15 protein-coding genes are annotated in these 14215 nt (G+C 61.1%); 6 read left to right on the top strand and 9 right to left on the bottom strand.

What is annotated here, in order from left to right:
• Positions 1 to 4 precede the first annotated feature (4 nt).
• A complete protein-coding gene (gene fabB / locus ACROHD_RS01170) occupies positions 5 to 1234 on the bottom strand; it encodes a beta-ketoacyl-ACP synthase I (RefSeq protein WP_432675436.1) in 1230 nt (409 codons plus the stop codon).
• 172 nt (positions 1235 to 1406) lie between these two features.
• Positions 1407 to 2144 (bottom strand): hypothetical protein, encoded by a 738-nt coding sequence (locus ACROHD_RS01165; RefSeq protein ID WP_432675435.1) that lies wholly within the window; start codon positions 2142 to 2144, stop codon positions 1407 to 1409.
• Between the two features lie 151 nt (positions 2145 to 2295).
• On the opposite strand from ACROHD_RS01165, the gene ACROHD_RS01160 reads away from it, so the two are divergent.
• Positions 2296 to 3798 (top strand): winged helix-turn-helix domain-containing protein, encoded by a 1503-nt coding sequence (locus tag ACROHD_RS01160; protein WP_432675434.1) that lies wholly within the window; start codon positions 2296 to 2298, stop codon positions 3796 to 3798.
• Positions 3799 to 4237: 439 nt separating this feature from the next.
• Here the strand turns inward: ACROHD_RS01160 and ACROHD_RS01155 are convergent, their stop codons facing one another.
• On the bottom strand, positions 4238 to 4591 hold the full coding sequence (locus tag ACROHD_RS01155) for a hypothetical protein (protein ID WP_432675433.1): 354 nt from the start codon (positions 4589 to 4591) through the stop codon (positions 4238 to 4240).
• Between the two features lie 115 nt (positions 4592 to 4706).
• Between ACROHD_RS01155 and ACROHD_RS01150 the strand changes: the two genes are divergently transcribed.
• Positions 4707 to 5660 (top strand): LysR family transcriptional regulator, encoded by a 954-nt coding sequence (locus tag ACROHD_RS01150; protein WP_432675432.1) that lies wholly within the window; start codon positions 4707 to 4709, stop codon positions 5658 to 5660.
• A 64-nt stretch (positions 5661 to 5724) separates the two neighbouring features.
• Here the strand turns inward: ACROHD_RS01150 and rpiB are convergent, their stop codons facing one another.
• Positions 5725 to 6171 carry a ribose 5-phosphate isomerase B gene (gene rpiB / locus ACROHD_RS01145; protein WP_432675431.1) on the bottom strand — a complete coding sequence of 149 codons (447 nt, stop codon included), beginning with the start codon at positions 6169 to 6171 and terminating at the stop codon, positions 5725 to 5727.
• A gap of 42 nt (positions 6172 to 6213) precedes the next feature.
• Positions 6214 to 6723, bottom strand: coding sequence for a bifunctional 3-hydroxydecanoyl-ACP dehydratase/trans-2-decenoyl-ACP isomerase (gene fabA, locus ACROHD_RS01140; protein ID WP_432675430.1), 510 nt, complete (start codon positions 6721 to 6723; stop codon positions 6214 to 6216).
• Positions 6724 to 6912: 189 nt separating this feature from the next.
• Here fabA and irrA point away from each other — a divergent pair, with 189 nt between their 5' ends.
• Entirely contained in the window at positions 6913 to 7332 is a 420-nt protein-coding gene (gene irrA / locus ACROHD_RS01135) for an iron response transcriptional regulator IrrA (RefSeq protein ID WP_432675429.1), read from the top strand.
• Between the two features lie 119 nt (positions 7333 to 7451).
• The gene (typA, locus tag ACROHD_RS01130; protein WP_432675427.1) at positions 7452 to 9272 is read left to right on the top strand and encodes a translational GTPase TypA; all 1821 of its coding nucleotides are present in this window, start codon (positions 7452 to 7454) and stop codon (positions 9270 to 9272) included.
• Between the two features lie 62 nt (positions 9273 to 9334).
• Here the strand turns inward: typA and ACROHD_RS01125 are convergent, their stop codons facing one another.
• From ACROHD_RS01125 to ACROHD_RS01110, 4 genes are read right to left on the bottom strand one after another with little or no spacing between them, the layout of a single operon-like run.
• Positions 9335 to 10108, bottom strand: coding sequence for a hypothetical protein (locus ACROHD_RS01125; RefSeq protein ID WP_432675426.1), 774 nt, complete (start codon positions 10106 to 10108; stop codon positions 9335 to 9337).
• Between the two features lie 42 nt (positions 10109 to 10150).
• Positions 10151 to 10729, bottom strand: coding sequence for a hypothetical protein (locus tag ACROHD_RS01120; RefSeq protein ID WP_432675425.1), 579 nt, complete (start codon positions 10727 to 10729; stop codon positions 10151 to 10153).
• Entirely contained in the window at positions 10726 to 10956 is a 231-nt protein-coding gene (locus ACROHD_RS01115) for a hypothetical protein (protein WP_432675424.1), read from the bottom strand. Before ACROHD_RS01115 ends, ACROHD_RS01120 begins: the two co-directional genes overlap by 4 nt.
• Entirely contained in the window at positions 10953 to 11540 is a 588-nt protein-coding gene (locus ACROHD_RS01110) for a riboflavin synthase (protein WP_432675423.1), read from the bottom strand. The genes ACROHD_RS01115 and ACROHD_RS01110 overlap by 4 nt, the downstream gene beginning before the upstream one ends.
• A 147-nt stretch (positions 11541 to 11687) precedes the next feature.
• Here ACROHD_RS01110 and ACROHD_RS01105 point away from each other — a divergent pair, with 147 nt between their 5' ends.
• On the top strand, positions 11688 to 12998 hold the full coding sequence (locus ACROHD_RS01105) for a capsule polysaccharide biogenesis protein (protein WP_432675422.1): 1311 nt from the start codon (positions 11688 to 11690) through the stop codon (positions 12996 to 12998).
• A 92-nt stretch (positions 12999 to 13090) separates the two neighbouring features.
• Positions 13091 to 14212, top strand: coding sequence for a polysaccharide biosynthesis/export family protein (locus tag ACROHD_RS01100; RefSeq protein ID WP_432675507.1), 1122 nt, complete (start codon positions 13091 to 13093; stop codon positions 14210 to 14212).
• Positions 14213 to 14215 lie beyond the last annotated feature (3 nt).

Genomic DNA, 14215 nt, shown 5'->3' with positions numbered 1-14215 from the left:
GAGTTTATCCAATATATCTGGAAAGCAGCATCGACCCGTTGGTCCCGCCAAAGCCGAAGCTGTTGGTCATCACCGTGTCGAGCCCTGCATTTTCAACGTAAGACGTCGCAACTTCGCCGGGGTTGATCCCCTCGGCCAGCGTTTCGACATTGATCGACGGGGTGATGAAATCCCCCTTCAGCATCAATAGGCAAAAGATAGCCTCCAACGCGCCCGCCGCGCCTTGTGCGTGGCCGGTCATTGACTTGGTGGAGCTGATCGGCGGCACATGGCCTTCGCCAAAGACACGGCGCACGGCGGCAACCTCGCCCACATCGCCCACGGGGGTCGAGGTGCCATGGGCGTTGATGTAGCTGACCTTGCGGCCCTCGGGCAGCGTTTGCAGAGCCAACCGCATCGCCCGCTCGCCACCCTCACCCGAGGGGGCGACCATGTCATGCCCGTCAGAGGTGGCGGCAAAGCCGGTCACTTCCGCATAGATCGTCGCGCCGCGCGCCAGTGCGTGGTCCAGATCCTCCAGCACCACGATGCCGCCGCCGCCGGAAATGACGAAGCCATCACGGCCTTCGTCAAAGGCGCGGGAGGCCTTGGTGGGGGTGTCATTGTACTTCGAAGACATCGCGCCCATGGCATCGAAGAGGCAGGAGAGCGTCCAATCCAGTTCCTCGCCGCCACCTGCGAACATCACGTCCTGCTTGCCCATCATGATCTGTTCCGCCGCGTTGCCGATGCAATGCAAGGACGTCGAACAGGCCGAGGTAATGGAATAGTTGATGCCCTTGATCTTGAAGGCCGTTGCAAGGTTTGCCGAAATCGTCGAGGACATGCATTTGGGCACGGCAAAAGGCCCGATCCGCTTGGTCGCGCCCGAGGACAGTACCGTCTGATGCGCCGTCAGCATGGCGGAGGTCGAGGGACCACCGGAACCCGCCACCAGACCGGTGCGCACATTGCTGATCTGATCCTCGGACAGCCCTGCATCGGCAATGGCCTGCGTCATCGCGATATGGGCATAGGCGGCACCCGGCCCCATGAAACGCAGGGCACGCTTGTCCACATGGTCCTTGGGGTCGATCTTGAGCGTGCCCGCGATCTGGCTGCGGAACCCGTGTTCCACCATTTCGGGGCTTGCTTCGATGCCGGATTTGCCCGCCTTCAGGCTGGCTGTGACCTCTTCGGCATTGTTTCCGATCGACGAGACGATCCCAAGGCCCGTGACAACTACTCGGCGCATGTGGCCTCCCTTGCTTTGCTCTCGTCTTAGTAGGGCATTGCCGGGGGCAGGTGCAAGGTGGCGTGTCCGTTCATACAATGGGCTTGATCAGGGGAAGCTGGCGACAAGAGCCAAAGCGCGAAGGATTGTTTGGCCTGAACAGGATCAAGTTGCTACTGCGCGCGTGGCGGCCTTACCACGCGGAGATCCGGACATTTCGGAACGACACGGACACGTTGTCTGTTTCAGCGATATTCATGCCGCCAAAGAGCCCATATCGGAATTGAATTTCACTGCCTTCAGCCAAATTGGGTCGACCGCTTCCATCAACGATCACCTCGCCATCGCATTCGACCACGAGCACGCCAGGCGTCCGGTCCCTAAGGGATTGGCGGGGGGTGGAGTCGTACTGAATGCGCACAGAGATGCTGTGCCATTCCCCGAATTCTTCGGCAGGGATGCAGGTCTGCGCCCGAAACGTGTAGCCATCGTTGTTCAGCTCGAACCCGTAGAGCATGTCGGTTCCGGTTTCGAGCTGGCCGACGGTCAAACGTGCATTGGTTGCAGAGTAGCTGAAATCCTCCGGGATGAAGATATCCCATTCGTACAACCGGCGATCTCCGGCGCTTGATGTCGATGTTTCGAAATACTCGATCCGGTTTCTTTGGCGCCCGCAATCGGATGTCATGATCTGCAACTCGTCCGAGAAGTATTCAAAGTCGCTGCATTCACCAGGGAGAAGCCGGAAAGTCTCGCTTCCGTCTGCATTGCGAACGGGCGCATCTTCACGGGGGGTGATCAGGTCGAAATCCTGGGCAACGACCGGGGCGGCAAGGAACAGCAGCGCAGAAACTGCAAATGCGCGCCTCGACGCGGCCCCAAGTGCCGGTCCGGTGGACCGAACGTTCGCTATTCTCGTCATGGGTTTCATAACGTATCCTCCTTTTAGGGAGCGGCTGACGCCCCTGCATTTTGCCAAAGGCCTGCTGTCGGGAGAGAAGGTTCAGCGGCCTATGGTACCGGTCGGATTAGAGGGCCACGGGATGCGTTTCGCGAAACGAAATAGCTTGAATTCTTTTGAAATGCGCCTGGGAACCGCGCTCCTCGATTGCGCCTCTGGCAGGGTTTTTGACGCAGCGGGGAACGAGCTCGGCTTGCGCCACCAGACGCGGGAAGTCTTGTCCTTTCTGTCAGAAACGCCAGGTCGCACGGTCACGCGCGAGGCGTTGATTGATCGTATCTGGTCTGGCAGGGCGATCTCGCCGGATAGCGTGGCGCAGTGCATTTCCGAGATACGGCGCGTGCTTGGCGACGTGAACAAAACCATCGTCGAGACCGTGCCGCGCGAAGGCTACCGACTTGTCCCGACCGGGCAAAATGCGCTTGGCAGCAGACCATCTGCCGGGCCGCCAGTCATCGCCATCCTGCCCTTCGATGATTTCAGTGCCGCCCCGCATAAAGGGTTTCTGAGCGACGCGGTGAGTGAAAACATTATCACGGCGCTTGCGCGGAATCCGCAAATGACGGTGATCTCTCGCAAGTCGGCCGCTCAGTTCCGCGAATCCAACCTCGGTATCGCAGAGATCGCATCCAGACTTGGGGCCGATTTTGTTGTCGAGGGCAGCCAGCAATATGACGGTGAACGGCTGCGCATAACGGTACAGCTGATCGACGGAGTGACCGAGGCACATATCTGGGCCGAGGAAATGGATGTGCCTCTTACAGGCTTGCTCGAAACGAACAGCCGGATCAGCGCAAGGATCGCGAATGCTGTCGGCTTCAGCATTGTTGACACGTCAGAGGCGAAGATGTCGGCGGGGGATGTGAACGCATTGATGATCGCGAACGCCGCGCAAAGCAGGATCATGCGCAATTTCAACCGCGAAAACCTGCTTGTAAATCTTCAAGAGCAGGAAGTGGCGATCCGGGACTATCCAGACTCTGCCTGGGGCTATCTGGGACAGGCCCTTGCCTTGCGAAACGGGCTGCGACACGGCTGGATTGAAGGCGATGAGGACGCGGCCCGCGAACGTATGGAACGGCTGGCGCGCAAAGCTGTGGCACTGGATCCGAATAACTTCATGGCCTACCTCGCGCTTGGGCGCGCGATGCTGTTCAACCGGGACGTTCACGCGGCCCTTGGCGCCTTTCACCGAGGAGCGGAGCTGAACCCCTCCTCGTCGCTGATCCTTGTCGGTCTTGCCGATGCCATGGTGTTCGTGGGCGAGACGGATCAGGCGCTCGACGTGATCGCGCAGGCGGAACGGATCGATCCGCTCTATGGCTTCAGCGTCGCGTGGACAAAGGCCTGGGCGCTTTGGCAGGCTGGAGAGTGCGAAGACGCGCTGGATACTTTTCTCGGGTGTCCGTCAATGCCGGTTGCTGCCTACAAGGACCTTGCGGCCATCCACCATTGTCTGGGCAACAAGGAGAAGGCAGCGGATGCAATCGGCGCATATCTCGCTCAGAACCCGACCTACACGCTTTCAAAGATAAAGGCGGAGAGCGCAGGGATATGGACTGCCCCGGGCGCACTCGACCGCTGGCTTGCAGCAATGGAGGCTGTGGGAGTTCCCTCTGAGTAACCGGACTCGTGCGTTACGCGAGACTAAGCCGCGACGACCGCAGCCCATCATCGGGTGTTGTAACGGTGGTCAGCTCTTGACGCCCGACCGATCCGCTTTTCGGCTGGCCGTTAGCTCTTCTGCATTGTTTCCGATCGACGAGACGATCGCTAGGCCCGTGACAACTGCCCGGTGCAAGTGGCCCCCCTCGCTTTGCTTTCGTCTTTCAAGAGCATTGCCGGGGTGGGGTGCAAGAGACGGAGAACCAGGATAGCGCCAACCGGACATGGCAGGACTTTGCGGCGCATTGGCCGTAGCGCGGGCGATGCATACGCAAAAGCACCCCGCATGGACCCTGATGCGGGTTCCGTGCGGGGTGTCGGATGGCTGATCAGCCGGAAGAGGTAAGCGTCAAGCTGGCCAAACCATCCTAGCCTTGAAGCGGGGGTGGCCGTGGCAATCAGCTGGTGCAGAATTCACAGTGAATGGCCCGCAGAAAGTCGAGCCTTTGTGCCACTGACAGTCCATCCATGCCGGGTGCGCGCCAATCCGCGTCGAGCGTATTGAGTTCGATCGCATCGCGCCCGATGGCGAAGAAGAAAGCCTCAACATAGGCTTCATCGGGCGCGTCGAGCACGACATAGTGCGCATCGCCTTGAGAGAAACTGTCAATCTCGGTGATCTGCATAGCTTCCATCAGGCGATCGTTGGCGCCCTGATATGCAGCGTCGATCCGAACGGCGAACTGTTCCGCCTGCGCCGGGATTGCGGTGGCCAAAACGAGAGCGGCGGTAGTGAAGATCGTGCGGGTCATGGTTGTCTCCTTGTTGTTTGAGGGGTGCCGAAGCAGGTATAGAAAACGTGCCGGGCGCGGGCCTTTGTGACAAACGAGATTGATTTTCTGCTTGGGCAAGATATTCTTGCGTCAAATGTCGAAACGCCTTCCCTCGCTGACTTCTCTGAGAACGTTCGAAGCGGCCGCACGGAACCTGAGCTTCGCCAAGGCCGCGGACGAGCTGTTCGTGACACCGGCAGCTGTCGGATTTCAGATCAAGCAGCTGGAGGCAGAGCTTGGCGTAACCCTGTTCATGCGCAAGCACCGGGCGGTTGAGCTGACCGAAAGGGGGCGCCAGTTACTGGCCAATCTCGGGTCGGTCTTCGAGACGATCCAAACAGCCTGGGACGCTGCGCATGAACCAATGCCGGTTAAGACGCTAAAGATCAGCGGCCCTGCGAAGGCCGTTCACAGTTGGGTCATGCCAGCCTTGTCTAAGGCAGAAAACCCCTTGCCCAATCTGCGAATTTCCTGGGATCTGAGCAAACAAAAGCGCGACATCGCTAGCGGTGAGGTTGATCTGGCGATCAGGTGGGCTCTGGAACCCGAGGGGGATCTGCATTGGGAACCGCTGCTTCGAACATGGTTCACACCCCTCATGCGCCCGGATGTTGCCCGGTTCGTCCACAAGCCCGTGGACCTGTCCAAACAGGGTCTCATCGGGGTCGAATTTGCGCTCGACACCGGCATGGAGGACACCACCTGGGCGCCATGGTTCCGGATCAACGGGCTAGAACCTCCGCGCGACTTCGCCGTCAGCTGCGCAGACACGGCAAGTGCGGTCGATACCGCAATCGCAACCGGGTATGTGGCGATTGCCGGGTCATTCCTGTCATCCGAACAATTGGTGAAAGGATCATTGGTCGCACCGTTTGATACGGCCATCGCCCCATTCTCTCGCTTTTGGTTGGTGTGTCGGAAGGGGCTGGACACCACCGAGGAATTTCGCTGGATTCTGAACGCGATGCGCCGTGGCGAAGAAGAGATCGATCGGCAAGCAAGCCGGATGCATTTTTTCCACCCGGATGGTACCCCGATTCAAAGCTGACGTGTTGCAGGCTCGGGCCAAGAAGCGACCCGTTAGATTGTGCAGATCAAGTGTTTCCCGAGAATCAGCCCTTTGGCTCGATCATGTCCACGCGGGTGCCGTGGCGGCCGCCTTCGAATTCGGCGTTCAGGAAGGCGTCGACGATGGCCAGGGCCAGCCCTTCACCCACGACGCGGGCGCCGATGGACAGCATGTTGGCGTCATTGTGCTGACGGATCATGGCGGCGGAAAACGTGTCGGAACACACGCCGCAGCGGATGCCCGGCACCTTGTTTGCGGCCATCATGATGCCCTGACCGGTCCCGCACAGGATGATGCCAAGCGCGCAATCGCCCGAGGCCACGCGATCTGCCGCTGCCTTGCCGTGCAGGGGGTAATGCGTGCTTTCGGGTGTTGTGGGGCCGATATCGACCACCTCCCACCCTGCGGCAGCGATATGATCTGCCACCGACTGACGCAGCGCAATGGCCGCATGATCGCTGGAAAGGACGACGCGTTTGTTGTCAGTCATGGTCTTGCCGTTATCTTTTGAGGGGAAAGGCTTTGCTTTGGATCAGCTTTCGCTGAGCGCCACTTTCATGTCCTTGACCTGATAGATCACCTCGCCATCGGCCTCGACGATGCCGTCGGCGACGCCCATGGTCAGGCGGCGGGTCTGGATGGCCTTGGTGAAATCCACCTTGTAGGTCAGCATCTTGCGGTCGGGGCGGACCATGCCGGTCAGCTTCACTTCGCCCACGCCAAGCGCATAGCCGCGCCCCTGCCAGCCGCGCCAGCCGAGGTTGAAGCCGGTCAACTGCCACAGACCGTCAAGGCCAAGGCAGCCGGGCATGATCGGGTTGCCGGGGAAATGGCAGGAGAAGAACCAAAGGTCAGGATTGATGTCGAACTCTGCCACCACATGGCCCTTGCCATGCAGGCCGCCATCGCCCGAGATATCGGTGATCCGGTCCATCATCAGCATGGGGGGCTCGGGCAATTGTGCGTTTCCGGGGCCGAACAGCTCTCCGCGTGCGCATTTCAATAGATCGTCCCGATCGAAGCTCGTGGGATAGTCCGCCATGTGTCTCTTCCCCTTCCCGTCAGTCTGCCGCTGTCTGACCAGCCAAATTCGTCATCCCCTAGCACCTGCGCCGGTGGGGACGCAAGGTAACACCTGTTGGCCCTGCGTCGGCACGTCAACCCGAATCCGTTTGAAAACCGGTGCCTTGAACGCCTATATTACAAGCCAGCAAGGATAAAGAGACCCCAGATGACGCCAGAAGCTCTTGAACGCAGCACCAAATGGCTCGCCCAGGCAGACCTCCGCCCCACCCGTCAGCGCCTGTCGCTGGCGACACTTCTGGTGGGTGACGGGCAGGACCGGCATGTGACGGCCGAGGGGCTGCACGCAGCCAGCGTTGCGGCGGGGGATAAAGTGTCGCTGGCCACGGTCTACAATACCTTGCGCGCCTTCTGCGAGGCGGGGCTGGTGCAGGAAGTGACCGTCGATGGAACCCGCAGCTATTTCGACACCCGCATGGACGACCACCCGCATTTCTATTTCGAGGAAGATGGCCAGCTGGTCGATGCAATGAAATCGGAACTGAAGATCGCTGCGCTGCCGACCCCCCCTGAAGGATACGAGGTTGCCAAGCTCGACGTCGTAGTGCGGTTGCGCAAGCGGCGGTGAGGGCGCCCAAGGCCCTTCCAAGGGCCTTGCAAAACTCTTTCAAGAGTTTTGGTCTGGCCTTTGCCCGAACATCCCTGTAACGGCGGGGCCAACTCAGCTCTATCCGAAAGGCCCACGAGATGGACCTCCGCAATATCGCGATCATCGCGCACGTTGACCATGGCAAAACGACACTGGTCGATGAACTTCTGAAACAGTCCGGTGCATTCCGCGCCAACCAGGCGGTCGCCGAACGCGCCATGGATTCCAATGACCTCGAACGCGAACGCGGGATCACCATCTTCGCCAAGCCCACATCGGTCGAATGGAAGGGCACCCGGATCAACATCGTCGACACCCCCGGCCACGCCGACTTCGGCGGCGAGGTGGAGCGCATCCTGTCGATGGTCGATGGCGTCGTGTTGCTGGTCGATGCTGCCGAAGGCCCGATGCCGCAGACGAAATTCGTAACCTCCAAGGCGCTGGCGCTTGGGCTGCGCCCCATCGTGGTGCTGAACAAGGTCGACAAACCCGATGCGGAGCCGGATCGGGCGCTGGACGAATGTTTTGACCTCTTTGCGACGCTAGACGCCTCTGAAGACCAGCTCGACTTTCCGCATCTCTATGCCTCGGGCCGGTCCGGTTGGGCGGATGCGGAACTGGACGGGCCACGCAAGGATCTGCACGCGCTTTTTAACCTGATCGTCAATCATGTCCCCAAGCCACGCCAGATTGCCCACCAGAACGAAGATTTCCGGATGCTGGCCACCACGCTTGGCGCTGATCCCTTCGTGGGTCGCCTGCTGACCGGTCGGGTTGAATCCGGCAAGCTAAAGGTAGGTGCAACGGTTCAGGCGCTCAGCCGCGTGGGCGAAAAGGTGGAACAGTTCCGCGTGACCCGCATTCAGGCGTTCCGGGGGCTGGCGCAGCAGGATATCGAAGAGGCGCAGGCCGGTGATATCGTGTCCCTCGCGGGGATGACCAAAGCCACCGTGGCCGACACGATCTGTGCGCTGGCCGTGGACGAGCCACTGGAAGCACAGCCGATTGACCCGCCCACCATCACCGTCACCTTCGGCATCAATGACAGCCCGCTGGCGGGCCGTGACGGCAAGAAGGTCCAATCCCGCGTGATCCGCGAACGGCTGATGAAAGAGGCGGAATCGAACGTCGCCATCAAGGTCACCGATACGCCGGGCGGCGAGGCGTTCGAGGTCGCGGGCCGGGGCGAATTGCAGATGGGCGTTCTGATCGAGAACATGCGCCGCGAAGGGTTCGAGCTGTCGATCTCCCGCCCGCAGGTGCTGTTCCGCGACGATGGCGAACAGAAGCTGGAACCGATCGAAGAAGTCACCATCGACGTCGATGACGAATATTCCGGCGCGGTGATCGAAAAGCTGACCGGCCCCCGCAAGGGCGATCTGGTCGAGATGCGCCCAGGTGGTGCGGGCAAGACCCGGATCATCGCCCATGTGCCGTCGCGTGGGCTCATTGGTTATCACGGCGAGTTCCTGACCGACACGCGCGGCTCGGGCGTTCTGAACCGTGTTTTCCACGAATGGTCCCCCTATCGCGGGCCAATTCCGGGCCGTCGTCAGGGTGTTCTGATCTCGATGGAGAACGGTGTGTCCGTGGCCTATGCGCTGTGGAACCTCGAAGATCGCGGCAAGATGTTCATCGGCGCGCAGGAGCCGGTTTATACCGGCATGATCATCGGCGAACACAGCCGCGACAACGATCTGGAAGTGAACCCGCTGAAGGGTAAGAAGCTGACCAATGTGCGTGCCTCGGGCACGGATGAGGCGGTGCGCTTGACCACGCCAGTGACCATGACGCTGGAACAGGCCATCGCCTATATCGACGATGACGAGCTGGTCGAGGTGACACCTAACGCGATCCGCCTTCGCAAGCGTTATCTGGACCCGCACGAACGCAAGCGACAGTCCCGCGCGGCGGGCTGACCGGCGCTTTCTGGTCTGCCATGAATGAAAACGCGCGCCTCAACCGGTGCGCGTTTCTCTTTTCAGACAGCGGGGCCTTGTCCCAGTTCCATTACGGCAGACCTGTCACGGAACGCCAATAATGCAGACTTTGCGGCGTCCAGCGCAGCGCGAGGCAGCCCGCCGCCGCGCCCGTCCGGATCGGCCGTACTCTCTGATATGGCGCGGTCAAGCGCGGTCAGCATCTCATCCGTCAATGCCCGCGCCTCGCTGCCACGCCCGGAAAGGACCAGACAATCCAGCGGCCCAAGCATCGACAGGCGGGTTTCGTGAAGCGGCAGTACCCTGGCTTCGTCTGAGACGCTGTTTGCCAGCAATTCGGCCAGATGGATCCTCAACCCGCGCGAGGCGGTCCGCGCCTCGGACAGCTGACGATCCGCCGCCCCAGACATCAGCGCACGGGCGTTTTCATCGCCGCCCCGCTGCGCATGAAGACGGGCGCGGCAAAGCATCATTTGCGGATCGTCGTCGTCCTCTGCGGCGCCCGCAAGCACCTTAGCAGCCTCATCGAACCGGTCGGCATCCATCAAGGCTGTGGCCAATGCCCGCCGCAGTCTTGGCGCGGTCAGGGGCAGTCCGCGCGGCGACACCAGGCAATCGCCCCGGTCGACCCGGTCCAGTGCCATCTGCAGCGCCGCAACATCGGCAGATCCGAGGTCGACCACATCGCGCCGAACCGCTGATCTCTCCTGTTTCTCGGCAGCCAACGCGTCGGCCCGGCGGCGTTTTTCACGATGGTTCCGCCACAGGATCGACAGCAACATCACCGGGATGATGGCGATCTTGAGAAGAGTCATCAGAGTGTCTTGCGATAGGCCGTTCATGCGTTGGACTTCCGCTTAGGCCATGTGCTCCACCGTGAAAAACCGTTCTGCCGGGATAATGCCCGCCAGCTTGCCGGCTGCGCACCATTCGCGTTCCACTGCAGTGGCCGAGATCAGAACAACCCCGTCCGCCGGCAAACCCCGGTCGCGCACCAGCCCCTGAATGCGGTCACGCATACCAGACCAGCTCTCGGTGAAGCGGGGGGCGGGGGCGGCGTGATCCAGCAGGCTGGAATTCGCGGACAGTACCCCGCCCGGATGGGCAGGCGCATAGATCGCGGCCAGCCGGTCCACCGCGCCATCCAGCCCATGCAGCCGATCCGCAACCTGCGCGGGCAGTGCAATGCGCTTCGGGGTCATTTGCAGCGCGTTGCCGGAGAACAGGAACGCCACCAAATCATGACCCGATGCCGCCCTGATGGAGGCATAGGTCTTGTAGTCGATCCCCAACCGCTTGGCGCGGGCAACGCGGACGCGGACGATCTCGATTGGCAGGGTCCGCAGCAGTGATTTGCGCGCCTTGCCCCAGGCCAGTTTGCGAAAGCCATAGCCCGGTTCGATCGTGGGGCCGCCATTATGTCCGATACCGCTCATGTCGCGTTCTCCTCTTCCAGCCAGGCCACCCGGCCCATTGCATCGCGCAGGGCTTCGGCCTCGCTGGTAAACTCATCCGCCGCGTAAAACGCTACGCGCCATCCAAAAGAATCCTCTGGGTCGCGGCGGCATTCCAGCCAAATGTGGCGTCCTGGACCGGTCTGCACAAGATCAAGGCAGCGCAGCCCTGTCTGATCGTTGATTGAGCGGGTGACAACCCGGCTCATCCCCATTCCTGCAAGCGCGCGACGTAGCGGGCCAGTGTGTCGATCTCAAGGTTCACCATGTCTCCGACCTTGGCTTCGCCCCAAGTCGTGACCTGCTGCGTGTGGGGGATGATGTTGACGCCGAAATCGCTGCCATTCACCTCGTTCACGGTCAGCGAGGTGCCGTTCAAAGCCACTGATCCCTTGGGCGCGATGAATTTCGCCAAAGCCTCTGGGGCGCGGAAGGTAAAGCGGGTGCTTTCACCCTCGGCCTCCATGCCGACGATTTCGGCCATGCCGTCCACGTGGCCCGACACGATATGCCCGCCAAGCTCGTCCCCCACTTTCAGCGCCCGTTCCAGGTTCAGGCGTTTGCCCTCAGCCCATGTCTGGATGGTCGTGACCGACACGCTTTCCGCCGAAATATCCACGTCGAACCAGCCGTCACCCAGGGCCACGGCAGTCAGGCAGACCCCTTCGCAAGCGATGGACGCGCCAATGTCGATGGTCGCGGTGTCATAAGAGGTCGCGATCCGCGCATGAAGGTCGCCGCGCTGTTCCAGCTTCTGGACTGTGCCGATATCGGTGATGATGCCTGTGAACATGGGGGCGCCTTTCGCTATGATCCCCCTGACCTAGCCGCCCTTTCGGCTTCGGACAAGTCCCCGCTATCGGACATATTAACGGCACAAACCGGCCCTCATGCCGCCCATGACAGGTGCAATCCTGCGCCACAAAGGTTACCAGTTCTTATGTTTAAGAGGTCCCCCGTGCCCCCCAAGGCGATTCACCACAAATCCTTCCTGTTTCTTCAGGGGCCCCATGGGCCGTTCTTTCACCGCCTTGGCAAGATGTTGCGTGCGGCAGGGGTTGAGGTTTGGCGGGTAGGTTTCAATCAGGGTGACAGCGCCTTCTGGCATCACCGCCCCAGCTATATCGCCTATACCGGGCGGCCAGAGGATTGGCCTGACCGCCTGTCGCAGCTGCTGGACGAAAAACAGACCACGGATATCGTGCTATACGGCGACACGCGACCCATTCACGGGGCGGCTGTCGAGGCGGCGAAGGCGCGCGGCATCACCGTGCATGTGTTCGAGGAAGGCTACCTGCGACCCTACTGGGTGACTTATGAACGCGGCGGGGCGAACGGGCATTCGCGGCTGATGGATACGCCGGTGCCACGGATGCAGGAGGCACTGAAGAACCTCGACCTTGACCTGCCCGATGCGCCTGCGCGATGGGGCGACATGCGCCAGCACATTTTTTACGGGGCGCTTTACCACTGGTTCGTGATGTTCCTGAATGTCCGCTACCGGAATTTCCGCCCGCATAGAAACATCACTGTCGCGCGGGAACTGCGGCTCTACCTGCGCCGCATCGCGCTGATGCCCGCCTATGCGCTGAACCGCATGTATGCGACCTGGAAGATCAAAACTGGCGGTTTCCCCTATCACATCGCGCTGCTGCAACTGGAGCATGATGCGAGCTTTCAGAACCATGGGCCATTCGCCAGCATGACCGAGTTTCTCGAAATGCTGATCGAGGGGTTTGCCAAGGGCGCCCCGCAGCATCACCACCTGGTGCTGAAGGCCCATCCGCTGGAGGACGGCCGCGCGCCAATCCGGCGCACCATTGCCCGTGTTGCCCGCGAACACGGCATTTCGGGCCGGGTGCATTACGTGCGTGGCGGCAAGCTGGCGGGGCTGCTGAATGATGCGCGCAGCGCCGTCACGGTGAATTCCACCGCCGCGCAACAGGCGCTCTGGCGGGGCCTGCCGCTGAAGGCGTTCGGCACAGCGGTTTATCTGAAGCCGGAGTTCGTCTCGACCCAACCGCTGGATGAATTCTTCCAGCTGCCGACACGGCCCGACAGCAAGGCTTATCGCGACTACCGGCACTATCTGCTGGAAACCTCGCAGATCACAGGCAGTTTCTATTCGGCCCGCGGACGGCGGCAATTGCTGCGCCAGGTGGTCGACATGATGCTGTCACCCGAAGATCCATATGACGCCCTGGAATCGGGCCGTCCTGCACCGCGGCAACACTTGCGCGTCGTTAACTAATCAAAACTGGCCTTGGCGATAGAAATTCGCTAGGGTGGCAAAAAATATAATCGAGGCAGTACAGGCAATAAGGAGCCAAATCCGTGACATCGATGGCTTCCCGAGGGGCGCGGTTGGTCGCCCTCTTGATGGTTGTGACGCTGGTGGCCACATGTGGCCTGCCGCGGACCGGCCCCAATCGACGCGAACTTTTCGCGGGATCCGTGCAGCGAGAGGGCGACGCGTTCGTCGTTTCCGTCAATGACCGTGTGCTGCGCGCCACGGCCTTGGTCGAAGCACTGGGCTTTTCTTCCAATTTCGTGAACGCAGGCCAGCTTGGCTCGGACACGATCCGACCGGGCGACACGCTGTCGCTTTCGATCTGGGAAAACGTCACCGACCCGCTGTTGGGGCCGCAAGGCAGCCCCTCGACGGTGCTGGACGACGTTCAGGTCGATGGCTCGGGCTTTATCTTTATTCCATATGCGGGCCGTGTGCGGGCAGCAGGCAATACGCCCGACCAACTGCGCCAGATCCTGACCCGCAGCCTGGATGAACAGACCCCCGATCCGCAAATCATCGTGCGTCGCGTTGCGGGGAACGGTGCGACCGTATCGGTTGCGGGTGTTGTTGGTGCGCAAGGCATCTTTCCGATCGACCGGCCAACCCGGACCCTGTCGGCAATGCTGGCCGCCGCTGGTGGCGTGACCGTGGAACCGGAGATCGCCCGGGTCACAGTGGTACGCGGCGGCGAAACCGGCACGATTTGGTTCAACGATCTGTATTCCAATCCAGAGCTGGACATCGCCCTGCGTGCCGGTGACCGGATTCTGGTCGAGGAAGACACGAGATCCTTTACCGCGCTTGGCGCAACGAATGCCCAGACCCGCGTGCCGTTCGACACGCAGACCATCTCGGCCATCGAGGCGATTGCAACCGTTGGCGGCCTGAACCCCAACCTTGCCGATCCGACCGGCGTCTTCATCCTGCGCAACGAGCCAGAGGCGATTGCCCGACAGGTTCTGGGCCGCAACGATATCTCCGGCACACAGCGCATGATCTATGTGCTCGATTTGACCGAGCCAAACGGCATGTTCCAGGCGCGTGATTTCGTGATCCGCGACCAGGATACGCTTTACGTGACGGTCGCACCGTTCGCTCAGTGGAACCAGGTCATCGGCGCACTGACCGGAACGCTTGCAACAGCGGGTTCGATCAGCAGCCTGGCCGAATAAGGC

Source organism: Nioella aestuarii, from assembly GCF_050896395.1.
Taxonomy (GTDB): Bacteria; Pseudomonadota; Alphaproteobacteria; order Rhodobacterales; family Rhodobacteraceae; genus Nioella; species Nioella aestuarii.
This window is presented reverse-complemented; position numbering and strand designations above follow the sequence as displayed.